This window comes from Mesorhizobium sp. M0244 (assembly GCF_040321795.1).
Classification (GTDB): Bacteria; Pseudomonadota; Alphaproteobacteria; order Rhizobiales; family Rhizobiaceae; genus Mesorhizobium.
Window position 1 is genome coordinate 1 of the sequence record NZ_JAMYSE010000102.1, and the last position, 22661, is coordinate 22661.

At 62.8% G+C, this 22661-nt stretch carries 28 protein-coding genes; 14 read left to right on the top strand and 14 right to left on the bottom strand.

What is annotated here, in order from left to right; translation table 11 throughout:
• From NKJ08_RS33080 to NKJ08_RS33100, 5 genes are all read left to right on the top strand, one after another.
• Positions 1–307, top strand: a 307-nt coding sequence (locus NKJ08_RS33080; RefSeq protein ID WP_352785304.1) for a helix-turn-helix transcriptional regulator, incomplete at its 5' end; no start/stop codon positions are given.
• Positions 308–514: 207 nt separating this feature from the next.
• Entirely contained in the window at positions 515–1915 is a 1401-nt protein-coding gene (locus NKJ08_RS33085) for an ArnT family glycosyltransferase (protein ID WP_352777636.1), read from the top strand.
• Between the two features lie 95 nt (positions 1916–2010).
• On the top strand, positions 2011–2310 hold the full coding sequence (locus NKJ08_RS33090) for a hypothetical protein (protein WP_352777634.1): 300 nt from the start codon (positions 2011–2013) through the stop codon (positions 2308–2310).
• A 148-nt stretch (positions 2311–2458) separates the two neighbouring features.
• Positions 2459–3670 (top strand): hypothetical protein, encoded by a 1212-nt coding sequence (locus tag NKJ08_RS33095; protein ID WP_352777632.1) that lies wholly within the window; start codon positions 2459–2461, stop codon positions 3668–3670.
• Positions 3671–3728: 58 nt separating this feature from the next.
• Positions 3729–4160: a hypothetical protein gene (locus NKJ08_RS33100; RefSeq protein ID WP_352526508.1), complete on the top strand. Its 432-nt coding sequence runs from the start codon at positions 3729–3731 to the stop codon at positions 4158–4160.
• Positions 4161–4176: 16 nt separating this feature from the next.
• Here the strand turns inward: NKJ08_RS33100 and NKJ08_RS33105 are convergent, their stop codons facing one another.
• The 4 genes from NKJ08_RS33105 to NKJ08_RS33120 form a co-directional block, all read right to left on the bottom strand.
• Entirely contained in the window at positions 4177–4665 is a 489-nt protein-coding gene (locus tag NKJ08_RS33105) for a GNAT family N-acetyltransferase (RefSeq protein WP_352526510.1), read from the bottom strand.
• A 1-nt stretch (position 4666) separates the two neighbouring features.
• Positions 4667–6166, bottom strand: coding sequence for an Asp-tRNA(Asn)/Glu-tRNA(Gln) amidotransferase subunit GatB (gene gatB / locus NKJ08_RS33110; RefSeq protein WP_352785307.1), 1500 nt, complete (start codon positions 6164–6166; stop codon positions 4667–4669).
• 239 nt (positions 6167–6405) lie between these two features.
• A complete protein-coding gene (locus tag NKJ08_RS33115) occupies positions 6406–6837 on the bottom strand; it encodes a CBS domain-containing protein (RefSeq protein WP_023717464.1) in 432 nt (143 codons plus the stop codon).
• A 100-nt stretch (positions 6838–6937) separates the two neighbouring features.
• A complete protein-coding gene (locus NKJ08_RS33120; RefSeq protein ID WP_352777629.1) occupies positions 6938–7708 on the bottom strand; it encodes a rhomboid family intramembrane serine protease in 771 nt (256 codons plus the stop codon).
• 391 nt (positions 7709–8099) lie between these two features.
• Between NKJ08_RS33120 and NKJ08_RS33125 the strand changes: the two genes are divergently transcribed.
• From NKJ08_RS33125 to NKJ08_RS33135, 3 genes are all read left to right on the top strand, one after another.
• Positions 8100–8738 carry a PAS domain-containing protein gene (locus tag NKJ08_RS33125; RefSeq protein ID WP_352777627.1) on the top strand — a complete coding sequence of 213 codons (639 nt, stop codon included), beginning with the start codon at positions 8100–8102 and terminating at the stop codon, positions 8736–8738.
• Positions 8739–8854: 116 nt separating this feature from the next.
• The gene (locus NKJ08_RS33130; protein ID WP_352526518.1) at positions 8855–9472 is read left to right on the top strand and encodes a PilZ domain-containing protein; all 618 of its coding nucleotides are present in this window, start codon (positions 8855–8857) and stop codon (positions 9470–9472) included.
• Between the two features lie 401 nt (positions 9473–9873).
• Positions 9874–10479: a transglutaminase-like cysteine peptidase gene (locus NKJ08_RS33135; protein ID WP_352526520.1), complete on the top strand. Its 606-nt coding sequence runs from the start codon at positions 9874–9876 to the stop codon at positions 10477–10479.
• A 130-nt stretch (positions 10480–10609) separates the two neighbouring features.
• On the opposite strand, the gene NKJ08_RS33140 is transcribed toward NKJ08_RS33135, so the two are convergent.
• On the bottom strand, positions 10610–11137 hold the full coding sequence (locus NKJ08_RS33140; protein ID WP_352526522.1) for a gamma carbonic anhydrase family protein: 528 nt from the start codon (positions 11135–11137) through the stop codon (positions 10610–10612).
• A gap of 19 nt (positions 11138–11156) precedes the next feature.
• On the bottom strand, positions 11157–11501 hold the full coding sequence (locus NKJ08_RS33145) for a DUF6949 family protein (RefSeq protein WP_352526524.1): 345 nt from the start codon (positions 11499–11501) through the stop codon (positions 11157–11159).
• A 126-nt stretch (positions 11502–11627) separates the two neighbouring features.
• Here NKJ08_RS33145 and NKJ08_RS33150 point away from each other — a divergent pair, with 126 nt between their 5' ends.
• Complete coding sequence (locus tag NKJ08_RS33150) at positions 11628–12359, top strand: hypothetical protein (protein ID WP_352777621.1); 732 nt, start codon at positions 11628–11630, stop codon at positions 12357–12359.
• Positions 12360–12431: 72 nt separating this feature from the next.
• Here the strand turns inward: NKJ08_RS33150 and NKJ08_RS33155 are convergent, their stop codons facing one another.
• Together NKJ08_RS33155 and cysE are read right to left on the bottom strand one after the other, a co-directional pair.
• Positions 12432–12635, bottom strand: a complete 204-nt coding sequence (locus tag NKJ08_RS33155; RefSeq protein WP_023674799.1) for a DUF3126 family protein — start codon at positions 12633–12635, stop codon at positions 12432–12434.
• Positions 12636–12968: 333 nt separating this feature from the next.
• On the bottom strand, positions 12969–13817 hold the full coding sequence (cysE, locus tag NKJ08_RS33160; protein WP_352526528.1) for a serine O-acetyltransferase: 849 nt from the start codon (positions 13815–13817) through the stop codon (positions 12969–12971).
• Between the two features lie 145 nt (positions 13818–13962).
• Between cysE and NKJ08_RS33165 the strand changes: the two genes are divergently transcribed.
• Positions 13963–14586 (top strand): HD domain-containing protein, encoded by a 624-nt coding sequence (locus NKJ08_RS33165; protein WP_352777619.1) that lies wholly within the window; start codon positions 13963–13965, stop codon positions 14584–14586.
• A gap of 42 nt (positions 14587–14628) precedes the next feature.
• Here the strand turns inward: NKJ08_RS33165 and NKJ08_RS33170 are convergent, their stop codons facing one another.
• The 4 genes from NKJ08_RS33170 to NKJ08_RS33185 all read right to left on the bottom strand — a co-directional run bounded on the left by NKJ08_RS33170 (position 14629) and on the right by NKJ08_RS33185 (position 17101).
• Positions 14629–15000: a hypothetical protein gene (locus NKJ08_RS33170; RefSeq protein ID WP_352777617.1), complete on the bottom strand. Its 372-nt coding sequence runs from the start codon at positions 14998–15000 to the stop codon at positions 14629–14631.
• A 133-nt stretch (positions 15001–15133) separates the two neighbouring features.
• The gene (locus tag NKJ08_RS33175) at positions 15134–15901 is read right to left on the bottom strand and encodes an alpha/beta fold hydrolase (protein ID WP_352785312.1); all 768 of its coding nucleotides are present in this window, start codon (positions 15899–15901) and stop codon (positions 15134–15136) included.
• Between the two features lie 20 nt (positions 15902–15921).
• The gene (locus NKJ08_RS33180) at positions 15922–16485 is read right to left on the bottom strand and encodes a DUF192 domain-containing protein (protein WP_352526535.1); all 564 of its coding nucleotides are present in this window, start codon (positions 16483–16485) and stop codon (positions 15922–15924) included.
• Positions 16486–16504: 19 nt separating this feature from the next.
• A complete protein-coding gene (locus NKJ08_RS33185; protein ID WP_502896009.1) occupies positions 16505–17101 on the bottom strand; it encodes a cold-shock protein in 597 nt (198 codons plus the stop codon).
• 215 nt (positions 17102–17316) lie between these two features.
• On the opposite strand from NKJ08_RS33185, the gene gloA reads away from it, so the two are divergent.
• Together gloA and NKJ08_RS33195 are read left to right on the top strand one after the other, a co-directional pair.
• On the top strand, positions 17317–17757 hold the full coding sequence (gene gloA, locus NKJ08_RS33190; RefSeq protein WP_352777614.1) for a lactoylglutathione lyase: 441 nt from the start codon (positions 17317–17319) through the stop codon (positions 17755–17757).
• A gap of 168 nt (positions 17758–17925) precedes the next feature.
• Positions 17926–18219, top strand: a complete 294-nt coding sequence (locus NKJ08_RS33195) for a DUF2218 domain-containing protein (RefSeq protein WP_352526539.1) — start codon at positions 17926–17928, stop codon at positions 18217–18219.
• An 8-nt stretch (positions 18220–18227) separates the two neighbouring features.
• Here NKJ08_RS33195 and NKJ08_RS33200 read toward each other — a convergent pair whose 3' ends face one another.
• Together NKJ08_RS33200 and ilvA are read right to left on the bottom strand one after the other, a co-directional pair.
• Positions 18228–18800, bottom strand: coding sequence for a DUF1697 domain-containing protein (locus tag NKJ08_RS33200; protein ID WP_352777611.1), 573 nt, complete (start codon positions 18798–18800; stop codon positions 18228–18230).
• The gene (gene ilvA, locus NKJ08_RS33205; RefSeq protein WP_352777608.1) at positions 18797–20053 is read right to left on the bottom strand and encodes a threonine ammonia-lyase IlvA; all 1257 of its coding nucleotides are present in this window, start codon (positions 20051–20053) and stop codon (positions 18797–18799) included. Before ilvA ends, NKJ08_RS33200 begins: the two co-directional genes overlap by 4 nt.
• A gap of 128 nt (positions 20054–20181) precedes the next feature.
• Here ilvA and NKJ08_RS33210 point away from each other — a divergent pair, with 128 nt between their 5' ends.
• Both NKJ08_RS33210 and NKJ08_RS33215 read left to right on the top strand, forming a co-directional pair.
• A complete protein-coding gene (locus NKJ08_RS33210; protein WP_352777606.1) occupies positions 20182–21576 on the top strand; it encodes a hypothetical protein in 1395 nt (464 codons plus the stop codon).
• A gap of 102 nt (positions 21577–21678) precedes the next feature.
• Positions 21679–22661: alpha/beta hydrolase (locus NKJ08_RS33215; protein WP_352785317.1), on the top strand; the 983-nt coding region annotated here is incomplete at its 3' end.

Consider the following 22661-nt stretch of genomic DNA (forward strand, 5'->3'; position numbering starts at 1 on the left):
GGGTCATATGGGGGGGGTATTCCCCCAGGGCCCCGCCGCGGCTAGATTCATGGCCGCGGCCGGTTCAGCACCAATTCCGGCGCTGGACGCCATTGCGGCGCTGTTCGGACTGACCGCGGCGGAAAGGCGCGTCGCCGGTCACGTTGCCGCCGGCCTGACGCGAAAGGAAATCGCCGCAGCCGGCGGCGTCTCGGACGGCACCGTCAAGTCGCAGCTGGCGACGATCTTCGACAAGACCGGTACCGGCGATCAGCGCGAGCTCGAACTCTTGATGCGCGAATTGTCGCCGCCGTTGCGCTCCAGTTGATTTGCGCCGGTTTCCCGGACCGGCGGTGGTCCAAGGAGCTCGGCCGGTAAGTTTTCCAAGCCTTTAAGAACATCGTCCGCAAAATCTGCGAAACGAAACCGGCATCGTTGCAATTCGGCCAAAATCATGGTGCGGTCGTTCGCGGTCCAGAAACGCGGCGCTGTGCTCGGCTGGAAAGAAAATGGTTTCTGGCGCGGATCTCAATCTTTGACACCGACATCTACCGAGCGGCTGCTCCCCTACCTCTTCCTGCTTGGGCTGATCGTAATCGCGGTCGCTTTCCGGCCACTGCTGCCCGTCGACGAAACGCGATATCTCAGCGTCACCTGGGAAATATATCTGAGCGGACAGGTCTTCGTCCCGACGATGAACTTCGCGCCCTATCTGCAGAAGCCGCCGCTGCTGTTTTGGCTCATCGACCTTGTCTGGAGCATTTTTGGCGCCAGCCGGCCGGCGGCGATGCTGGTCATCTTCGCCGCCTCCTCGCTCGTCATCTGGCTGACGACGACTTTGGCAAAGACCCTGTTTCCCGGCCGCGACGACATCGCACGGCGCATCCCCTGGCTGGTCGCCGGAAGCAGCGTGTTCGTCATCTATTCGACGCTGATCCTGTTCGACCTGTTGCTGACGGTCTTCGTGCTCGCCGCGCTGTTGTCGTTGATTGCCTTTGCCCGGAGCGGCAACCGCTGGCACGCCATATTGGCCGGGCTGTTCATCGGAATGGGCGTGCTGACGAAAGGCCCGGTGGTGCTCATCCATATCGGCGCACCCATCCTGTTCTATCCGTTCTGGCGCGACCGGCGGGCGGGACTGGCGACGCCGAACTTCCTCGCTGGAGTGGGCCTGGCAGTGCTCGCCGCGTTAATTCCGGTGGCGATCTGGCTGGTGCCGGCGACCATCCTGACGAAAGGCGATTTCGTCTACGATCTCGTCTGGAACCAGTCGGCGGGGCGCGTCACCGGCAATTTGCGCAATTCGCACGGCCGGCCGTTCTATTTCTACCTGCTGCTGCTGCCGGTCATGTTCATACCGTGGATCTTCATACCCGAGGTGTGGCGGTTGAAGCTGCGCACGCGGATACGCAGCCTGATCGACGCGAAGTCGCCGGATCTGCGCGCCTTGCGCCTGCTGTCGTTCTCGTTCGTTGCCGTGTTGCTGGTGTTCAGCGCGATATCCGGCAAGCAGCCCCACTATGTCGTGCCGATGTTGCCGTTCGTGACCATCCTGTTCGGATATTTCATGGCGGAGATCCCGCTCGCCAGGCTGAAAAGCTCGGCCGTCGTCATGCTTGTCATTTTCGGCATCGGCCACGCGGTGGCATCGGCAACTGCGTTCAAACGCTATGACCTGACGCCGCTCGCCAACTTCATCGACGAGCGAAAGGATGCGGACTGGGCCGTGGCTTTCGACTATCAAGGCGAACTCGGCTTTCTGGCCCGGTTGCAAAGGCCATTCGAAAGCACCGACAAACCGGAAGAATGGCTTAGCTCGCATCCCAGCGGCTATGTCATCGACAAGGTTCCCAAGGATCCCGGGACTGCAGGGCAAATCGCGTTCCGGCTTCGCGTCGAACGCGGTTATCTCGTCGTGCTGAAGGGACAGCATTGACGATCGTCCCCGGTATGCGAGTTCGTCCCCCGCGCGGGAGATGAAGGCGTTGCTGCTCCGTGGTTCCATCGCTCGATAGAACCGGGAGGTATTTCATGCGCAAGCTCATCTCGACAATGCTTTTTGTCCTATCGCTCGCCGTGATCGGCCTTGCCGCCGATCCGGCGTGGAGTTTCAAATGTCAGTCCGGAACGATCGGGCAAGGCAGTTGCTCCTGCTCCGGGACCGCCGACTGCACCGACATGCGGCATTCGAAAATGTGCAAGGGCGACCTGAATTGCGGTTCGGGCAAATGCTCCTGCACGGCCGCGTTGATAAGCGATCCCGGCCCGAAAACCCCCAAGCCCAAGGTCGTCGCGCCGAAGGCGACGACCAAGGGCGCCGTGAAGCAGTAGACATCCACTCCGAAGAACCGGCGGCGGCTCGACGTCGCTGGTCCGCCCGGTGTTTCACGGTCCATCCCCCGTGCGGGCGATGAATCGCCATCGAAGAAATGGTGTTGTCCAGCCGGAGGGTGGTTTCCAACCACGGAGCGAGGGTACCATGTTGAAAACCTGCACGATGCTGTTCTTCTGCCTGATGGCGGCCACCGCGGCCGCCCAGCCGCCGCCTTCGGGGCCGCCGGTTCCCAGTGCGACACTTGCCTCATGCAATCCCGCACAATCGAACAAGCCCTGCAAAGCCGATCTCGGCGTGTTCCTGATCACCAACACCGTCCGCAACCTGGCGCAAGCCAAGGTAGACGCCACCAACGCACAGTTAAGCGCCCAGGGACGATCGTCGCGCGCATCGATCGAATCGCTGAAGCAATGGCGGCCGTCGCGCTTTGCGACGCAGATGCTGAACCAGCCGAACAGCTGGTTTGTCAAAGTTCCCTATATCCTGACCATCAAAGTCTCGATCCCGGTGACGTCCGACCGCCACATCGGCATTCCCATAGACGTCAACGTCTTCTGCAGCCGCTGGCAGACCGATTCCAGCCAGGTCATCATCCGCTCGCAACCCGGCCCGGCGAGCTTCGAAGGCGGCAACGTCCTCGAAGACGTTTTCAACGTCGGCAATTACATCGACGCCCAGGTACGCAGCTCGTTTTCGGCACCGCTGCCGGTGACGACGCCGGTTCCGAATTCGAAATGCTCGGCCATAGACGGCTCCGATGCCGGCACGCAAGCCACCGGCGATGATCTCATCTTCTGGACCGTGCCGCGGCGCGGCCTGGTGGTGACGGACGCCATAGCCAAGCCGACGGTTGAAGTGACATTCGACAGCCTCACGCGCCTGGCAGCCCGCGACTTCCACAACAATGTGGTCTATGCGGTATCCGAGGCCATAAACCTCAACGTCTACGCCAATCAGGACGGCCTTCAGAAGGCGCTGACGATGCGCGAAGGCGACGTGGCTGCGCTGAACCTTCCCGCACTCAGGCTCGACGCGCGAAAATACGATTCGCTGGTCGTCATCGGCAATGTCGACCAGCCGCCGAACGATCCCAGAGACAGCGCCTTCGCGGTAGCGGCCAAGACTGCGGGATTCGGTGCCGGTTCCAAGATCATGCAGATCCCGAAGTGGTATTCGAGGCCTCCGGACCAGTTCAATCACAAGCCTACATGGATCAGAGTTCCGGGCTACGAGCTGCACTATACGGTACGCTATCTCAACAGCGGCGGGCTGGCCGTCGACGGTGGAGCCAGTACGGTCCGGCCCCCAAAAGTCGCCGTTCCGATAAAGACGCTCATCAAGCCGAAAACGCCCTGACGCGGCCGCTCGCGGATGACGGCGGCAGTTCAGACTGCTGCCGCCCCCCGCGCGGCAGATGCGGCAGGCCCGGCTTCATGGCCTGATCTTGCGGGAACAAACGCGCCGCTTCGCCAAGAGCGAGTGGCGCCATCGATGGAGACAAACGATGCTGCACCTTCCCCACACCATGCCCGCCGCGCGGATCATTGCGGCAATCTCACTGCTTGCTTTACCGAACTTCTTGCCGCCGGTCACGAGCCCGGCGAACGCTTTGCCGGTCAGCCAATCCTGCCGGATCACCACCTATTACAAGACGGCGGCGAAGGCGACGGAGGTTGGCGTGCGCTCGACGTGCCAGGGCGTTAAAAAATGGGGCGTCACCTCGAAATATTACGAGGTCGAAAAAATCGAAGCCGCTACGCCCCCGCACACGTCGGGCGGCGGCGGCAGCCTGCCGTGCGAGTTTCTCGCTGCCGGTTGCTCCAACCTGCCTGAGAAACGCAACTGAGCGTCAGGCGAACGAGCTATCCGAGTGGCTTCTCCAAAACCAGCGCCGGCAACCCTGAGGCGCCACCGCAATCGGCCGTGTTACCGGCGGGCAAGAACCCCCTCGAGCGGTAGAAGGCGATGGCCGGAGCATTTGCTTCCTCGACCTCGACGCGCAGCGTTCGGGCCTCCGGAAAGCTGGCCTCGATCTCGTCCAGCAGCGCCTGGCCGATGCCTTGCCTCTGCCAGGCAGGATGCACGTAAAGCTGGTTCAGCATGACGATCCTGGCATCCGTGGTGGCGGCGGCGAAAGCCATGCCGCCAATGCTTTTGCCGTCGTCGGCGACCAGGAACTCCGAGTTCGGCCGCGTCAGCCGCGCTTTGAGCGCGGCGATCGAATGCCATTCATCGGTGATTTCGGTAACCCGCGCCGCGCCGTAGATGGCGTCATAGGTGGCATGCCACGTCTCGATCAGCAATGCGCGCACCGCCGCCAGATCGCGCTCGCCGGCGGTGCGGATGAACATCCTACTCGATCCCGAGCTTGGCCTTGACCAGCTCGTTGACCGCTTGCGGATTGGCCTTGCCGCCGGTCGCCTTCATCACCTGGCCAACGAACCAGCCGGCCATGGTCGGCTTGGCGCGCGCCTGCTCGACGTTGTCCGGGTTGGCCGCGATCACCTCGTCGACCGCCTTTTCGATGGCGCCGGTGTCGGTGACCTGCTTCATGCCACGGCTTTCGACCAGCTGACGAGGATCGCCGCCCTCGTTCCAGACGATCTCGAACAGATCCTTGGCGATCTTGCCGGAGATGGTGCCTTCCTTGATCAGGTCGATGACCGTACCAATCTGGTCGGGCGAAACAGGAGCGTTTTCAATATCCTGGCCGGCCTTGTTCAATGCACCCAGCAGATCGTTGATGACCCAATTGGCGGCGAGCTTGCCGTCGCGCCCGGCCGCCACCTTCTCGAAATAATCGGCAATCGCCTTTTCCGACACCAGGATCGAGGCGTCGTAGGTCGACAGGCCGAGCGAAGCGATCAGCCGCGTCTTCTTGGCGTCCGGCAGTTCCGGCAGGTCCTTTGCCAACTCGTCGACATAGGCCTGGTCGAATTCCAGCGGCAGAAGGTCGGGATCCGGGAAATAGCGATAGTCGTGCGCTTCTTCCTTGGAGCGCATCGAGCGCGTCTCACCCTTGTTGGGGTCGAACAGCCGCGTTTCCTGCTCGATCCTGCCGCCGTCCTCGAGGATGGCAATCTGGCGGCGCGCCTCATAGTCGATCGCCTGGCCGATGAAACGGATCGAGTTGACGTTCTTGATCTCGCAGCGCGTGCCGAATTCGCCGCCGGGCCGGCGCACCGAGACGTTGACGTCGGCGCGCAGCGAGCCTTCGTCCATATTGCCGTCGCACGTGCCGAGATAGCGCACGATGGTGCGCAGCTTGGTGACGTAGGCCTTGGCTTCATCGGCGGAGCGCATATCCGGCTTGGAGACGATCTCCATCAGCGCCACGCCGGAGCGGTTGAGATCGACATAGGACATCGTCGCATGCTGGTCGTGCATCGACTTGCCGGCATCCTGCTCCAAATGCAGGCGCTCGATGCCGACCTCGATGTCCTCGAACTCGCCCTGCCGATCCGGGCCGACCGAGACGATCACCTTGCCCTCGCCGACGATCGGCTGCTTGAACTGCGAGATCTGGTAGCCCTGCGGCAGATCGGGATAGAAATAGTTTTTCCTGTCGAAGACGGATTTGTGGTTGATCTCAGCCTTCAGGCCAAGCCCGGTGCGGATCGCCTGCTTGACGCATTCCTCGTTGATGACCGGCAGCATGCCGGGCATCGCCGCATCGACCAGGCTGACATTGGCATTGGGAGCGGCGCCGAAAGTGGTCGAGGCGCCGGAAAACAGCTTTGCCTGCGAGGTCACCTGCGCGTGGACCTCGAGGCCGATGATGATCTCCCAGTCGCCGGTGGCGCCGGGAACCAGGCGCTTGGCGTCGGGCGTGCGGGTATCGATGATGCTCATAGGGGCCTGCATATTGGAATTGCGGATATGCGAGAACGCATATTTGATGTGCAACTTCGCTAGTGCAAACCGCCAAAAGAGACAAGCGCAAAGCCGCAGGCTGGCCTGTTCCGCCGCTTTCGCCGCTCATCCCAATGGAGAGTGGATGTCCACTTACGCTCAGGCTCGGTAAGGCCCTGACCTCCTAGCCGCATCTACGGCGCCGCCCGTCCTTTTGGACGCGCAAAGGACGCCGTGCGCTATGCCGTGGCGATATAGGCCCTGATCTCCTCGGCCTCGCGCTCGACATCCTCGATGCGCCGCTTGACTACGTCGCCGATCGACACGATGCCGTCGAGCAGCCCGTTCTTTTCCACCGGCAGATGGCGGAAGCGGCCCTTGGTCATGATCTCCATGACCTCGTTGACGGTGTGGTTCTCGTTGCAGATCTTCACCTTAGGCGTCATCGCCGAGCGGATGGCAAGGTCGAGCGCCGCCGCCCCTTCCTTGGCGAGCACCCGCACCACATCGCGCTCGGAAAGAATGCCGACGATCTTGTGATCGCCGTTGGTGATGACCAACGCGCCGATCCTGTGTTCGGAGAGCATGCGAATGGCTTCGCTGAGCTTTTCGTTCGGCCCGAGCGTCACCACGTCGTGGCCTTTTGCCTCGAGAATTGCCTTAACAGTCATGGCGTCCTCCTCTGTATTTCCTGCCGGCTCCTGCCCTGGCCGGCTTTCCCTAGTATGAACATGGTGCGCCGCGATCGGTTTCATTTCAAGTGCGGAGGTCTCAGGTGTCCGGCTCGTCCGCCTGTTGGGGCGCCTGCTCTCGCCGGTCAAAAAACCGCAGGCCGAAGAAGCCGGCAAGAAAGCCGCCAATATGGGCTTCCCAGGCGATCTGGCCGTCGATGCCGGGCGCCAAGCCGAAGAGGCCGGTCGCCAGGTTGATCACCATCCACATGGCGAGAAAGGTGACGACGCCGCGCGAGCGCAGCACCGCCTCCATCGGCAAAGGCTGGCCGGCGAAGGCGGCCTTGCCCGACGAGCGGTCGATGCGGAAGCCGTAGCGCGCCGCCGCACCCATCATGCCGGAAATCGCGCCGGAAGCGCCGACCAGCGGCGCCTCGCCAAGCGGATGCATGGCCCAGAACAGTGCCACCGCCGCCAATCCGGTCGCGGCGAAGAACAGGCTGAAGCGCAACGCGCCGAAGCGGTTGGCCAGCGGTGAGCCGAAGGCCGCGAGCCACACCATGTTGACGGCAAGATGGGCAAAGCCGCCATGCAGGAAGGCATAGGTAAAGGGGCTTGAAAACGCGAAGAAATCCAGGTCGAAGCGGCCTGAATAGCGGATCGGCACAAAGGCTGCCCGTATCAGCAGTTCAAAGTCCTGGTCTTCGGTCAGCCAATAGACCCGGATCAGATGGACGGCGACGCAGATGCCGATCACCGCCAGCACAACGGGAGGCAGGTTGAACACCGGTTCGCGGCGCTGCTCCGGTTCGCGGGCGGCAGGCCCGCTCTCGCCCTGCTCGATCTCCGGTGGGCTTTCTGGGTCGCTCATATGGCTTGCACTCAGTCGCTGGATTGGACTTCGCGAGCATGTAGATCACGGCCAACCGAATCACAAACGGCGAATCAGGCAGCCCGAATCAAAAAAGAAGCCGTCCAAGGTTTCCCTTGAACGGCTGGTCGAGCCCCCTTGCTCCCCCTGAACTCTTGACTGAAGTGCTGCCGATCGTCGCAAAACGACCGCTTCTGGAGTGGTTTTGGTGTGCCACAGGCCTGGCCGGCGCGCAACGTAAACCACTTGTTAACCTTAACCGCCCCGACCCGTGAACAAGTATTAACGATGCTGGCACGCATCCTGCTCCGCAACGCATGTAGGTCATCGGAGGGCGCCCTTCTGTTCACCGATGGGACATCAGAAGACAGAATGCGCGGAGCAGCATAGCATGAACCAGAACGGATCGATCACGCTGTTCCATTATTGGAACCGGTTGCGTGACGGACGCCCTGCCCCGAAGCGCTCGGAAGTCGAACCGGCCGATATCAAGTCGCTGCTGGCCGACACGTTCATCCTGGAAAAGGACACGCGCGGCGAAGCGGTGTTCCGGCTCGCGGGCACCAGGCTCTGCGCGGTCTATGGCCGCGAACTCAAGGGGTTTTCGTTCCCGTCACTGTGGCGCGAGAAGGACCAGCGGCTAATCTCACGGCTGACCGATGGCGTCTTCGACCTGAAATCGGTGGTGCTCATCACCTATGAGGGTTTCAGCCGCAACGGCCGTTCCAACAGGTTCGAGCTGCTCGCGCTGCCGCTCGACGGCGGTGTCGAGAGCCCGCGTTGCCTCGGCGTTATAAGTGCCGTCGAAAAGCCCTTCTGGCTGGGTGCCGACCCGGTTCTCGACGCGTTGATCGATTCGATCCGTGTCGTCGATCCCGACAAGGAACCGATGTTCGTGAAGAACCGGCCGGCGATAGAGGTTCCCTCGCTCGCCCCGTCGGAATTCGACCCGCCCGAGACGATTTCGGCGCTCGGCCAGGCCCGCCGCATCCGTCACTTGGTCGTCTTCGACGGCGGACGCGAGGAATGATCCCAAAGCTTAAAGCAACAGTGCCGGGCTTTCCCCTTTGTTAACCTGCTTTGTTGTAGTTTTCCGCTGAAATTCCCCGCATCCAAGCGCGGAATGCCGAACGGGGTATGGCAGTGATGAGGTCAGCGGCGGTCGACCATGCACCGTCCCAAGCTGAAAGGCGTAACTTTCAGCGCGTCCGTGTGAAAATTTACGGACGTTTCATGCTGGAGGACCGCACCGAACATCCGTGCCAGGTCGTCGACATGTCGCCCGGCAACGTCGCGCTTCGCACCGAGCGCGTCGGCCTGCCGGGCGAAAAGGTCATTGCGTATATCGATCACATCGGCCGCATCGAAGGCGTCATCACCCGCACCTCGCAGGATGGCTTTGCAATGACCATCATCGCGTCGGACCGCAAGAGGGACAAGCTCGCCGCGCAACTGACCTGGCTTGCCAACAAGCACGAGCTCGACCTGCCGGAAGACCGCCGCCATGAACGCGTGGCGCCGCGCAACCCGACCAGCGTGCTGCAGCTTGCCGACGGACGGCAGTACCAGTGCCGCATCATCGACCTGTCGCTGTCGGGCGCCGCGATCGAGATCGACGTCAAGCCGGCGATCGGCGTCCAGGTCACGCTGGGCACCATGCGCGGCCAGGTGGTGCGCCATTTCGAAGATGGCGTCGCCATCGAGTTCGCCGTCATCCAGCGGCCGGAAACGCTCGACACCGAATTCAGCTCACCGCGCGGCTGACGTAGAAGCGCCAGCGCCATCCGAGAAGAGAGGCTGGCGATCCTTCGCGCCCCCTTGTGTCCTGCCGGACATCTCCCCCACGAGGGGGGAGATCGGCAGCTTCGGCGCCCCGCTCTCTCCTGCGACGCTGTAGATTGGCGAAAGCCGAGATGAAGGCCAATCTCCCCCCTTGTGGGGGAGATGTCCGGCAGGACACAAGGGGGGCGCTGTCCCGCCAACGTATGCTCGAACAGGGCCGGCGAAGCGCTTGAAGGGGTCGCCTAAAAACATGAACAATCTTATACTTGATTGATTCAAATTTTATGCGTGTTCTATTGGCGTTTTACTTAATGTCTACTTCGCGCTTTTGCGTCAAATAAATCCAGCCGTGTCATTGTCTCCTCAAACGGGGAGACTGAATAATGAAAAAGACGAGGGGCAAGCTGTTGCTGGTGGCAATAGCGATGCAGCTTTTCGGCTGGGGGACTGCAAATGCGGTGGAGCCGGCCTTCATGCACACCGGCGGGCGCACCACACAGCCGGTCGGTCACTACGAATTGTGCCAGCAGCTTCCGCAGGAATGCAATCAGAGGACGCCGAACCGGGCACCGGTCGAACTCACCCGCAAGCTGTGGGCGACGATCGTCAAGATCAACAATTCGGTCAACAGCAAGGTCGCGCCGCGCACCGACATGGAAATGTGGGGCAAGGAAGAAGTCTGGTCGTTTCCCAACGGCGTCGGCGACTGCGAGGATTATGCGCTGGAAAAGCGCCGCGAGTTGATGAGCATCGGCATTCCGGCCGGCGATCTGCTGATGACGGTTGTCCGCCAGCGCAACGGCGACGGCCATGCGGTGCTGACCGTGCGCACCAGCCTTGGCGAGTTCATCCTCGACAATCTCCAGCCTAAGGTGCTGTCCTGGACCAATACCGACTACACCTACCTGAAACGCCAGTCCGAGCGGAATTCCGGCGCTTGGGTAACGATCAACGACGGCCGCTCCGACGCGGTCGCCAGCGTCCGCTGAGGACGCGACGCAAAACCCGGTCGAGTCCCCACCCGCCCCGTCCCCACCGACCGGGTTTAGGAGCCGGCCCCGTCCCCGGGCCGGCTCCACCATTTCTAGGCAAGCGCCACCAGGCAATCCCGCGTTGAAACTAGACCTTTTTCAGCCCCGCCTTGAACCGCTTGCCGTTGGCGACGTAGTGCGCGGCCGAGGCGCGCAGCCTGGCGATAGCGGCGTCGTCCAGCGTCCTGACCACGCGCGCGGGTGAGCCGACGATCAGCGAATTGTCGGGGAATTCCTTGCCTTCGGTGACCAGCGCGCCGGCGCCGACCAGCGAATTGTTGCCGATCCTGGCGCCGTTCAGCACGATGGCGCCCATGCCGATCAGGCTGTTGTCGCCGATCGTGCAGCCATGCAGCAAGGCGCGGTGGCCGATCGTGCAGCCTTGGCCGATGGTCAGGGCAAAGCCGGGATCGGTGTGCATGATTGTGTGTTCCTGCACATTGCTGTCGGCGCCGATGACGATCGGCTCGTTGTCGCCGCGGACGACGACGCCGAACCAGAAGCCGGCATTGCGGCCGACCCGCACATCGCCGATCAGCGTGGCGTCGGGCGCGATCCAGTTGCTGTCGGCGTCCTCGAAAGCCGGCGCTTTCCCGTCAATCGCGTAGATCGGCATCGCTGTCTCCAGATCGTTCTCACACCGACAAGCCGCCAGACCCTAGAAGCGAAGCCGCCCATGAAGCAATGGGGATCACCACCATCCCCAGCGCCAGCGCCCAGATGGTGGCGGTGCAGCCGCAGGAGACCAGACCCAGCACCGAAATGCGACGCTCGCGCCAGGCGTCCAGCGCCTCGTTGGCAAACATCAGCGGCCCGGCGCAAGCAGTCGCGGCGAGCGAGCGCAGCATGTGCTTCGACGACACATAGGGTTGGACGAAGGCAAGTCTGCGGCCGGCGATCAGCTCCATCGCCGATCCGGCCAGGCCGCAAGCCGTCAGCCCAGCCATAAAACTGAATATGATTTGTTCGACCAGGCCCATCTTTACCCTCCGTTTACCATGAAATCGCACAGTCGCCTGCAAAAGCTGCGTAGCAAGAGCCGTGCCGCGCCGAGATGTGCCGCTCAGGCACACCCGATGGAACGGCGACGGCAAACGAGGATCGCGATGAAGCAGGCAGTCGCCACAGAGGGCCCGCAACCCAGCGTCGTCGATTCGACGCTGATGAAGCGGGTGTTTTATGCATTCGCGACGCTGGCGCTGCTGTCGGTGGCAATCAGCCTCGGCGGCAAATGGTTCGGCCGCTCGATCGCCATGGCCGGGTACACCGACGACACCACGGTCCACGAGGTCGTCATCGGCAACAACGTCGTCGCCGTGCCGGCCAATGTCATCCGCTTTGCCCAGGCGCGGCGCGACGGCATCGCCTCGCGGCTCGATCTCTATGTGCGCTATCCCGAGATGGACGGCTACAGCGAGGCCGCCCGTGACGACTTCAACCACACCGGAGCCAGCAAGGACATCGTGTTCCTGTCGTTCGAGCCGCAAATGATGTCGCGCGACATGAGCGGCCGCTTCGCGCCGATCTACAGCGCGCTGATCGCCCAGCCCGGCACGCCCGGCCCTGGCGGGACGCTGCTCTATACGTTCAGCGACAAATCAGGCTATCTCAACGAAGTGCTGGCGGTCGCCAACCGCCCCGGCAAGGATCCGTTCGTTGCCCGCTGCCTGAGCGGCCCGAGCGCGGACGAATCGCTGGCGCCCTGCGAACGCGACATCCTGGTCGGCGATAATCTCAGCCTCACTTACCGCTTTCCCCGGGAATTCCTGGGCGAGTGGCAGGCGCTCGACGCAGCGATTTTGGGCGAGGCAGCGCGTGTCCTGAAGACGGGGCGGTAGGCAACGAAACGGGCCGTTACGTTGTGATCCTTCGCGCCCCACTGTCCCGCCGGCGCCAGCCGCAATTCCGGCTCAGGCCAGATCGATGTCGAGGATCGCCATCGAGAAATTATAATCGCCGTCGTCCTCGTCCTTGAAGACGATGCCGAGGAACTCGTCGCCGACATAGACCTCGGCCGAATCTTCCTTGCGCGGCCGCGCCTTCACTTCGAGTTTGGGGTTCTGGAAGGTGCGCTTGAAATAGGCGTCCAACTTTCTGATTTCGTCCGGCTTCAACAGTCTTCTCCGATCGTCGGCTTCTTCGTTTGAGCGCGCTTCTGGCACGTCGACAATGGCCATGTAAAGGCAAGCCGGCGAGAGAACACGGGCAATCGCCTCACGTTTGCGCTGCCCCTCATCGCCCTGCCGGGCACTTCTCCCCGTATAGTGACGGGGAGAAGGACGCCTTCGCAAAGAATTTCGCCAATCTCCAGCGTTATAGAAACAGTGCCGAGGCTGCAGTCAGCCCCTTCTCCCCGTCACTATACGGGGAGAAGATGCCGGCAGGCAGATGAGGAGCGGCGCCGACATCGATAGTTGGTCCGACGCGACAAGCCCCTGCTCGAGCACTCAGATGTCGAAGCTGACGACGTGGTCCATCGTCTGCGACGGCAACAGCTGATCCATCTGCCGCGAGGGCTGGTCGCAGCCGGTCTCGCCGACGACGCGGGCCGGCACGCCGGCAACCGTCTTGTTGTGCGGCACCGGCGATAGCACCACCGAGCCGGCCGCGATCTTCGAGCAATGACCGATCTCGATGTTGCCGAGGATCTTGGCGCCGGCGCCGATCAGCACCCCGTAGCGGATCTTGGGATGACGGTCGCCGCCGGCCTTGCCGGTGCCGCCCAGCGTCACGCCGTGCAGGATCGACACGTCGTCCTCGATCACCGCCGTCTGGCCGACGACGAGGCCGGTGGCGTGGTCGAGGAAGATGCCCTTGCCGATGCGGGCGGCCGGATTGATGTCGGTCTGGAACACCGAGGACGACCGGCTCTGCAAATAGAGCGCGAAATCCTGGCGGCCCTGGTTCCACAGCCAATGCGCCAGCCGGTGCGTCTGGATGGCATGAAAACCCTTGAAATAGAGCACCGGCATGATGAAGCGGTCGCAGGCCGGATCGCGGTCGTAATAGGCCTGGATATCGACGCGCACCGTCGTCGACCAGTCCTCGTCGTCGGCCGCCATCGCCTTGAAGGTCTGGCGGATGAGGTCGGAGCCTATGTCCTGGTGGGCGAGGCGCTCGGCCAGCCGGTGAATGACCGCTTCTTCCAGGTTTTCCTGATTGAGGATGGTCGAATAGAGGAACGCTGCCAGCAGCGGATCGCGGTTGACCGCTTCCATCGCTTCGTCGCGGATCGAACGCCAGATCGGATCTACCGGCTGCACCATGGTGGGACGGGAAATCGTAACGCTATTCATCTGATGTCTCCGGCCATCTAATGTCTCCGGCTTGGCGGCTTGCCTATTCTCCGGCCGCTCCTATAAGCCAGATCATAGCACGGGTGAACTCAATTTTCCTTAGTGCTTCGTCAAATGGATTTGGTTCGCGGAATTTCAAGCAGCCATGGAAAACGCAGCCTTGATGGACGAGAAGCTGAAGCGCGAGCTTTCGGCGCTCTACAAGGCCGAGGATCGCCACTATCACAGCCTTGGCCACATCGAGGCGATGCTGGCGCTGGCCAACGATTACAAGGCGTTGCTGCACGATCCTGAAGCGGTCGAAGCGGCGATCTGGTTCCACGACGCGATCTATGACAGCCGCGCCAGGGACAACGAGGCGAGGAGTGCCGCACTTGCCGAGAAAAAGCTCGCCGGCCGCGCCGACGCACAGCGCCTCGGCCGCATCGCGGCGATGATCGCTGCCACCGCCGGCCACGAATTGCCCAGCCTGCAAAGCCCCGGCGACGAACATTTTGTCCGTGACGCCGCGCTGTTCCTCGACATGGACCTGGCGATCCTGGGTGCTGTGCCTGACGTGTTCGACGCCTATGAACAGGCGGTCCGCCGGGAATATGGCTGGGTCGAGGCGCCGATGTGGCGCGCCGGCCGTGCTGCTGTCCTAAAGGGCTTCCTCGCCCGCCCGCATATCTTCCACAGCGAGGAATTCCGCCGGCGATTCGAAACCCAGGCCCGGCAAAACATGGCGCGCTCGCTCAAGGCGCTTGGGCACAGCCCGGGCGGATCGTAGCCCGACGCGTCGCTCGCTTGCCTGCCGGAGAGTTGCCCGAAATCAGGTAAACGCGCCGATGGTCGATGCCATTCCCCACAGCATGAACACCCCGGCCGCAAGCGACGCGCCGTTGACCACGATGCCAGCCAGACCGAGCACACGACTGTCGTTCGAACGACCGAGCGCCATCAACCCGAAAACCACGCCGGTAAGATGTGCCAATGGCCCGGCCAGAAAAAATACCGCGGCGAAGAAGCCTGTCGCACTGTTCTGGAGCAGTGGGGACGCGTCGCTCGGCATTGCTATCAATGCGGTGATCGCAATCGCCCCTACCGCCAATGCGGCCAGCGCTAGAATAACGGATCGTTTGCCGAACGTGCTTTTCGCAACAACGCCCGGCAAAGCGGCGTCGCTTCTTCCCCATTGTGCCATCGTACCCCCTACCCTTCGTTCAGCGTGGCGGTTTTGAACCGATCCACACGCGCGCTTATTTACTCCTGTATCGTTGCAAAACCGCTAAGGACCCCAGCTTCAGGCCCGATGGCCGCTCTTGGGGAGCCATCCATCAGAGCGGATGCTCGGCATAAAACTCCAGCACACGCTGCTTGAACGTCTTGTCGCCGACCGCCAGCATGTGGTCGCGACCTTCGATGTGAAACGCCCTGGCGTTCGGCATCAAGGCGGCGAGCTCATCCGGCGAGCCGCCGATGTCGTCCTTGGTGCCGACGGCGATCAGCGTCGGCTGGGCAATGCGGGCAAGGTCGGCCTCGCTCAGCAATTCGCGGGAGGTGGCGATGCAGGCAGCGAGCGCCCGGCGATCGCTGCGGGTCTGATCGGCGAAGGCACGGAACGAGCGGCCGCGCGGATCGGTAGCGCCTGCCGGATCTTCGGCCAGAAGTGCGTCGGCTATCGGATCCCAGTCGCCGACGCCGTCGACCATGCCGATGCCGAGACCGCCGAAGACCAGCGTCGCCACCTTGTCCGGATCGGAGAGCGCCAGGAACGCCGATATCCGCGCACCCATCGAATAACCCATGACATGGGCGCGTTCGATGCCGAGATGGTTCAAAAGCGCTGCCCCGTCGGATGCCATCCTGGCCGGCGTGTAGTTTGCTTCGTCATAACTTTTCGAGGAAGAGCCATGGCCGCGATTGTCGAAGGCGATGGCGCGGTAGCCGGCGTCGTTCAGCGTCTTGAACCAACCGGGCGACACCCAGTTGACGTAATGGCTCGAGGCAAAGCCGTGGATCATCAGCACCGGATCGCCCTGCCCCGATGCCGGCTGGCGATCGAGGAAAGCAAGGTCGAAACCGTCATGGGAGAAGAACTGCATCGGCCGAAGATCCTGCCCGTTCAGTCGGAATCGACACTCGGCGCATCGCCCTTGTCGGGCGGCGGCATGGCAGGACCCGGCGCCGTGCCGATGGCGGGATGGCGCAGCAGATCGCCGTCCTTAATGCCCTTTTTGGCGGCGGTGCCTGCCCTGAGCTCGAGCACGAAGCGCACCGGTTCGTCCGGCGAGATGATCGCCTCCGACTGCGGCTCGCCTTGCTTGATCGCCCGGATCCGGCCGTCCTGGCCGACAAAGATCAGGTCGAGCGGCATCGGCGTGTTCCTCATCCAGAAACTCACATCTTGCGGCGCGCCGAACACGAACAGCATGCCGTGATTGTCGGCCATGTGCCGCCGGAACATCAGGCCGGCTTCGCGCTCGGCGGGCGTATCGGCGATTTCGACCGAAAAAGAGCGCTCGCCGGCCTTCGTCACCGCGACCAGTGGCGCCGGGTCGACGGGAAGGATCATCGCCTTGCCGTCGGCCGAACTCGGTTGCTGGAAATAGAAGAAGGCGCTTGCGGCGACGATGAGGAAAATCCCGGCGCAGAGCGCGCCCGCCGTCAGCCGGTTCCTGTGAGCCATATGAAATCCTCGGCCGGAACTAATGCGAGACCGGCAAGGTACCCATATCGGGGTGAATTTCGGCAGCCATAAGGCCTTTGTCGCCGCGTCCGAAGCGGACCAGCACCACCTGGCCCGGCCGGAGCTCGGTGATGCCGTAGCGGCGCAGCGTCTCCATGTGGACGAAAATGTCCTCGGTGCCCTCGCCCCGGGTCAGAAAGCCGAACCCCTTGGTGCGGTTGAACCATTTCACCAGCGCCCGTTCGAGGCCGCTTTCCGGCGTCACCGCGACGTGGGTGCGCTGCTCCTGCAACTCTGCCGGATGGATCGCAGTGGTGACATCCATCGAGAGCACGCGGAAAGCCTGCAGCCCACGCTCGCCCTGTTTGACTAGGCAGACGACGCGGGCGCCTTCCAGCGCGGTCTGAAAACCGTCCTTTCGAAGGCATGTCACATGGAGGAGGATATCGCCCGAAGAACCATCATCGGGAAGGATGAAACCGTAGCCCTTGGCCACGTCGAACCATTTGATGGCGCCGGCAATTTCGACGAGATCGGCCGTATCGGCGCTCTCATCCCGCTTCAACGCATCGTTACCGGCCCCGTCCCGCCCCATGAAAGAGGCCTTTTCCCCCATAAGAACGCCCCCTTTTTCAAGAAACACTGCAACTGATTCTTGGTATCAGATTAACACCGCGGCTTCCGGTGTGTGCAAGACCTGACGTGCCTTTTTTCACGGTTGCATACAGGAATAGCGGATTTGTCGTTTGCCAGCGCCAGCAAGCGGGACCAATTGCCCTTTGTCCGGGCCGCCCCTATGTTGCGCCGCAACGCAACATCGGAGGAAATCCCATGCGCTATCTGCACACCATGGTCCGCGTCGCCGACATCGATGCCTCGCTCGATTTCTACTGCAACAAGCTTGGCCTGAAGGAAGTGCGCCGCCACGAAAACGAGCAAGGCCGCTACACGCTGATCTTCCTTGCCGCGCCCGAAGACGAGCAGAGCGGCATCTCCGAAAAGGCGCCGCTGGTCGAGCTCACCTTCAATTGGGACCCGGAAGACTACAAGGGCGGCCGCAATTTCGGCCATCTCGCCTATGAGGTCGACGACATCTACGCCACCTGCCAGCGGCTGATGGACAATGGCGTCACCATCAACCGGCCGCCGCGCGACGGCAACATGGCGTTCGTCAAATCGCCGGACGGCATCTCGATCGAGCTTTTGCAGAAAGGCCCGGCCAAGTCCAAGGCCGAACCATGGGCGTCGATGCAGAACACCGGAAGCTGGTAGCCGATCACGCCATCTTGAGCCGACGTCGTCAGGCGGATATGTCCCGCAGCTTTTGGTTTTCGCGGCAGGCGCCTATCTAACCGGCGTTGCGCCTGCCCGCGAAGGCTGGCGCAACATCATGCAATAGGCGCTCGCCAAGTCCACAATGGGCTCCAGGAGAATTCATTCATGCCGACCAGCCATGTCGACGTCGCCACCGAACATGCCAGCCGCTATTTGCAGCAGCTGTGCAAGCATTGGGCGCACAAGTTTCCCGTCGAGTTCGACCCGAACCACGGCACCATCGATCTCACGCTCGGCCGCACGGTTCTCGATGCCGACCCGGCAGCGCTGCACATCGCGGTGACGACCGACGAGGCCGGTTCGCTTGAGCGCCTGGAGACGGTCGTCGCCGACCACATCAAGCGCTTCGCCTTCCGCGAGGAGCTGACATTCGACTGGAAACGCGCTCCGGCTGCGTAGACGACCTGTCAACCGCCTGCCTTGGCCATCTCCAGCAGCATCAGCACGGTGCGCCAATTGCGCGCGGTGCCGGGCACCTTCAAAACGCGCGGGATGAGATTGGCAAAGACCGATTTGCCGAGCCCGTCGGGCGCATGCAGATAAAACACGTCACCCTTGATCTCGAAGCGTTCGGGCCCGGTGCATTTTTCCGCCAGCCGGGCGACCTCTTCGGCGGTCGGCTCGCGCTCCAGCGCATAGGCGTGCAGCTTGGTCGGCTCGCCGGCCATTTCCGGATAGGGGTTCTCCGCCGCCAGCCGCTCGAGCCAGCCGAGATCGCGCACCATGATGCGCGAGTGGAATCCCCATTTCTTCTCGAATTCCGCTTCCAACTGGCTGGTCAGCATGACTGCATCGCCGTTTGGCGACCGGAAGACGGCGTTGCCGCTCTGCACATAGGTGGCGATATCGGAGAAGCCGAGCCGCTCGAAGAATGACCTGAGTTCCGCCATCTTGACGATGCGATTGCCGCCGACATTGATGCCGGAAAACAGCGCGACAAAGATCTTTCCCTCGGTGGTCAGAAGATCGTTGCTGCTCATATGATGAACCCAGCGAGCGTCTCGTTATCGGTGATGTCCTGATAGTGGACGCTCTCGGCGTCGAAATTCGCCTTGAGCAGGTCGAAATTGCGGCGGTCCTTGGTTTCGATGCCGATCAGCACCGATCCAAAATTGCGCGCCGATTTCTTCAGATATTCGAAGCGGGCGATGTCGTCGTCGGGGCCAAGCAATTCGAGGAAATCGCGTAACGCGCCGGGCCGCTGCGGAAAGCGGATGATGAAGTATTTCTTCAAGCCCTCGAAGCGCAGCGCCCGCTCCTTCACGTCCGGCAGCCGCTCGAAATCGAAATTGCCGCCGGACACCACGGCGACGATGGTCTTGCCCCTGATTTCCTTTTTGGAAAAATCCTTCAGCGCATCGATCGCCAGCGCGCCGGCCGGCTCGAGCACGACGCCCTCGACATTGAGCATTTCGATCATGGTCGCGCAGAGCCGGTTTTCCGGGATCAGCCGCACCGCGTCGGCGGCAAACTCCCTGAGGTGGCGCAGCGGCTCGCGGCCGATCTCGGCCACCGCCGCGCCGTCGACGAAATTGTCGACCTTGGCGAGCTTGATCCGTTTTCCGGCGGCGAGACTCTCGCTCAGGCTCGGGGCGCCGGCCGGCTCGCAAAAGACGAAGCGTGTTTCGCGGTGCTGGTCGGCGAAATAATGGGTGACGCCGGCGGCCAGGCCACCGCCGCCGACCGGCAGCATGACGATGTCGGGCATGCGCGCGCCGGGCATCTGGCCTGATATCTCGTAGGCGACGGTCGCTTGCCCTTCGATGATGTCCTTATGGTCGAACGGCGGGACCATGTGGGCGCCGGCAGTTTCGGTGAATTCGAGTGCGGCGCGGTAGCAGTCGTCGAAAAAATCGCCGACCAGCCTGATCTCGACGAAGGCGCCGCCGAACAGCCGCGTCTTGTCGATCTTCTGCTGCGGCGTCGTCACCGGCATGAAGACGACGCCCTTTTTGCCGAAATGGCGGCAGACGAAGGCAAAGCCCTGCGCATGGTTGCCGGCCGAGGCGCAGACGAACAGCTCGGCATTGTTGCCGGCGGCGAGCGTCTTGCGGAAGAAGTTGAAGGCCCCGCGGATCTTGTAGGAGCGCACCGGCGTCAGGTCCTCGCGCTTCAGCAGCACCCGCGCGCCGGTCTTCTTCGACAGATAGTCGTTTTCCTGCAGTGGCGTTTCCGGAAAGATCTCGCGGATCGCCGCGGCGGCAGCAGCGACGCGAGAGGAGAAACTGGTCATGGCAAGAGCACCCCAAAAGCTATGCGAGTTCGGTCCCGCTATTGCATATCCGGCCTCGCGAAGCCATTGTCCGGCCGCCCCGAAGGGGCATTTCCGGAATCAACGTAAGCATTTGGGGGCGTTTGCTCATGCCTGTCGCATCGGTTGCCCGGAAAACCGTGTCGCTGCCGGAGTTCGGCGAGCCGACGGTGATGCCGCTGGTGCCCCGCGCCGCCTACGAGGCCCGTATCGCGGCGCTGGTCGCACGTGGCGGGTTCGATGCCTTCGTCGTCTATGGCGACCGCGAACATGCCGCCAATGTCGCCTACCTCTGCGGCTACGACCCGCGCTTCGAGGAGACGCTGCTCATCATCGTTCCCGGCAAGCCGCCGAAACTGCTGGTCGGCAATGAGGGCTGGGGCTATGCCGAGATCTGCGACGGGCCTTACGAGCGCGTGCTCTACCAGACGTTCTCGCTGCCGGCGCAGCCGCGCGACCGCTCGCAAGCGCTGGCCGACATCCTTGCCGATTGCGGCCTGAAGGCCGGCCAGCGTATCGGCGCCATCGGCTGGAAACCGTTCGGCCCCGGCGATGCCGGCTTTGGGGAAACGACGCTCGACCTGCCGTCCTTCATCGCCGACACGCTGCGTACCCTTGCCGGCGATAGGGGCACGGTCGTCAACGCGGCGAACCTTTTGATGAACCCCGCCGACGGCCTGCGCGCCATCAATGAGGCCGACCAACTGGCGGCGTTCGAATTCGCCGCGACCTATTCCTCGCAAGGCCTGCGCAACGTCCTGCAAGGCATCGAACCCGGCATGACCGAATTGCAGGCGGCGCGGCTGATGGGCATCAACGGCCTGCCGCAATGCTGTCACTCGATGCTGTCGGCCGGCAGGCGCGCAGCCTATGGCCTGCCGAGCCCGCGCCTCGACATCATCAAGCGCGGCGACCCGATCACCATGGCATACGGCATCCAAGGTTCGCTCAACGCCCGCGCCGGCTTTCTGGTCGAGGATGCGGCCGAGCTTCCGAAGGGCATCCAGGACTATGTCGAAAAACTGGTCGCGCCGTATTTCTGCGCCGTCGTCGACTGGTACGAAACGGTCGGCATCAGCGTTCCCGGCGGCGCGTTGTGGAAGGCGGTGCACAACCGCATAGGCGATCCCTTCTTCGGCGTCTCGCTCAATCCCGGCCATCTCGTCCATATCGACGAATGGATGCATTCGCCGGTATTTTCCGGCTCCGACATCAGATTGAAGTCGGGCATGGCCTTGCAGGTCGACATCATCCCGGCGACCGGCACCGATTATTTCACCACCAACATCGAGGACGGCATCGCGCTGGCCGACGAGGAACTGCGCGAAGAGATCGCCGCGCGCTATCCCGAAACCTGGCGCCGCATCGAGGCGCGCCGCGCCTTCATGACCGACGTGCTCGGCATAAGGCTGAAGCCGGAAGTGCTGCCGTTTTCCAACATCCCGGCCTTCCTGCCGCCGTTCTGGCTTTCGCGCAACAGTGCGATGGCAGTCGAGAGGCGCTGAGCGCATTTCGGCGTCCGCGACTTACTTCCGCCGCACTTCGCCTGTCCGGGAGGTGCGGCGGAGGTGATGGGCCTTTGGTTAGGCCGGAGTGGAATTTCTTAAGTGTTTTTGAAGACGATTTGCATCATTCTCATTGCCGGGCTGCTCGCCGGCTGCGGCGGCCGTCAAACCGAGGAACTGCTCGGCAGCGCCATGATGGCTGCGCCGGTGACGGAAATCGCCGGCAACCACTCGATATTCATCGCCACCACGCGCAAGCGCTCCGACGATCCCAACAAGGTCTTCGACGGCGAGCGCTCGGCGACGCTGAACTATGCCCGCGTCAACGTCACCGTCCCCGGCATCCACAAGACAGGCCAGATTGAGCGGCGCTCGCGCGGCAAGTCGGACGATCCGGCCAAATACTTCATGGCTTCCGAGGTCGTCGGCTACGACACCCAGCCGAAATTCTCCAGCGCGCTCAGTGCCGACATCGCGGCGCGCGGCGGCCGCGTCATGGTCTTCGTCCACGGCTACAACACCGGCTTCGACGACGCTGTCTACCGCGTCACCCAGATCACCCATGATTCCGGCTATCCGGGCACTCCGGTGCTGTTTTCCTGGGCCTCGGGCGCCAAGACCACCGACTATGTCTACGACAAGGAAAGCGCCAGCGTTGCCCGCGACCAGCTGGAAGTGACGCTGAGAATGCTGGCGCAGACCGGCGCGCGGCGCATCGACATCGTCGCCCATTCGCTGGGGACCTGGGTGACCATGGAGGCGCTGCGCCAGCTTGCCATCACCGGCGACCGCGATCTCGGCGGCAAGCTCGGCGACGTGGTGCTGGCCTCGCCCGATATCGACGTCGACGTGTTCAAGAGCCAGATGCGCCGCTACGGCAAGCCGGACAAGCCGTTCATCCTGCTTCTGTCCGACGACGACCGGGCGCTGCGGCTCTCCGGCCTGATCGCCGGCGCGCGGCCGCGGGTGGGCGCCTACAACGCCGCCCCCCCCCAGGCCACCGATGGCGTGTCGGTCCTCGCCCACACCACCGGCCACGGAGCCCCCCCCATCAAACCACCCAAAATAGCCCCCAAACCCGGAAT

What these genes read in the sequence shown, in the direction of transcription:
- NKJ08_RS33090 (WP_352777634.1), top strand. Translation starts at nt 2,011, where the DNA reads ATGCGCAAGCTCATCTCGACAATGCTTTTTGTCCTATCGCTCGCCGTG.
- NKJ08_RS33095 (WP_352777632.1), top strand. Translation starts at nt 2,459, where the DNA reads ATGTTGAAAACCTGCACGATGCTGTTCTTCTGCCTGATGGCGGCCACC.
- NKJ08_RS33100 (WP_352526508.1), top strand. Translation starts at nt 3,729, where the DNA reads ATGCGGCAGGCCCGGCTTCATGGCCTGATCTTGCGGGAACAAACGCGC.
- NKJ08_RS33105 (WP_352526510.1), bottom strand. Translation starts at nt 4,665, where the DNA reads ATGTTCATCCGCACCGCCGGCGAGCGCGATCTGGCGGCGGTGCGCGCA.
- gatB (WP_352785307.1), bottom strand. Translation starts at nt 6,166, where the DNA reads ATGAGCATCATCGATACCCGCACGCCCGACGCCAAGCGCCTGGTTCCC.
- NKJ08_RS33115 (WP_023717464.1), bottom strand. Translation starts at nt 6,837, where the DNA reads ATGACTGTTAAGGCAATTCTCGAGGCAAAAGGCCACGACGTGGTGACG.
- NKJ08_RS33120 (WP_352777629.1), bottom strand. Translation starts at nt 7,708, where the DNA reads ATGAGCGACCCAGAAAGCCCACCGGAGATCGAGCAGGGCGAGAGCGGG.
- NKJ08_RS33125 (WP_352777627.1), top strand. Translation starts at nt 8,100, where the DNA reads ATGAACCAGAACGGATCGATCACGCTGTTCCATTATTGGAACCGGTTG.
- NKJ08_RS33130 (WP_352526518.1), top strand. Translation starts at nt 8,855, where the DNA reads ATGAGGTCAGCGGCGGTCGACCATGCACCGTCCCAAGCTGAAAGGCGT.
- NKJ08_RS33135 (WP_352526520.1), top strand. Translation starts at nt 9,874, where the DNA reads ATGAAAAAGACGAGGGGCAAGCTGTTGCTGGTGGCAATAGCGATGCAG.
- NKJ08_RS33140 (WP_352526522.1), bottom strand. Translation starts at nt 11,137, where the DNA reads ATGCCGATCTACGCGATTGACGGGAAAGCGCCGGCTTTCGAGGACGCC.
- NKJ08_RS33145 (WP_352526524.1), bottom strand. Translation starts at nt 11,501, where the DNA reads ATGGGCCTGGTCGAACAAATCATATTCAGTTTTATGGCTGGGCTGACG.
- NKJ08_RS33150 (WP_352777621.1), top strand. Translation starts at nt 11,628, where the DNA reads ATGAAGCAGGCAGTCGCCACAGAGGGCCCGCAACCCAGCGTCGTCGAT.
- cysE (WP_352526528.1), bottom strand. Translation starts at nt 13,817, where the DNA reads ATGAATAGCGTTACGATTTCCCGTCCCACCATGGTGCAGCCGGTAGAT.
- NKJ08_RS33165 (WP_352777619.1), top strand. Translation starts at nt 13,963, where the DNA reads ATGGAAAACGCAGCCTTGATGGACGAGAAGCTGAAGCGCGAGCTTTCG.
- NKJ08_RS33170 (WP_352777617.1), bottom strand. Translation starts at nt 15,000, where the DNA reads ATGGCACAATGGGGAAGAAGCGACGCCGCTTTGCCGGGCGTTGTTGCG.
- NKJ08_RS33175 (WP_352785312.1), bottom strand. Translation starts at nt 15,901, where the DNA reads ATGCAGTTCTTCTCCCATGACGGTTTCGACCTTGCTTTCCTCGATCGC.
- NKJ08_RS33180 (WP_352526535.1), bottom strand. Translation starts at nt 16,485, where the DNA reads ATGGCTCACAGGAACCGGCTGACGGCGGGCGCGCTCTGCGCCGGGATT.
- NKJ08_RS33185 (WP_502896009.1), bottom strand. Translation starts at nt 17,101, where the DNA reads ATGGGGGAAAAGGCCTCTTTCATGGGGCGGGACGGGGCCGGTAACGAT.
- gloA (WP_352777614.1), top strand. Translation starts at nt 17,317, where the DNA reads ATGCGCTATCTGCACACCATGGTCCGCGTCGCCGACATCGATGCCTCG.
- NKJ08_RS33195 (WP_352526539.1), top strand. Translation starts at nt 17,926, where the DNA reads ATGCCGACCAGCCATGTCGACGTCGCCACCGAACATGCCAGCCGCTAT.
- NKJ08_RS33200 (WP_352777611.1), bottom strand. Translation starts at nt 18,800, where the DNA reads ATGAGCAGCAACGATCTTCTGACCACCGAGGGAAAGATCTTTGTCGCG.
- ilvA (WP_352777608.1), bottom strand. Translation starts at nt 20,053, where the DNA reads ATGACCAGTTTCTCCTCTCGCGTCGCTGCTGCCGCCGCGGCGATCCGC.
- NKJ08_RS33210 (WP_352777606.1), top strand. Translation starts at nt 20,182, where the DNA reads ATGCCTGTCGCATCGGTTGCCCGGAAAACCGTGTCGCTGCCGGAGTTC.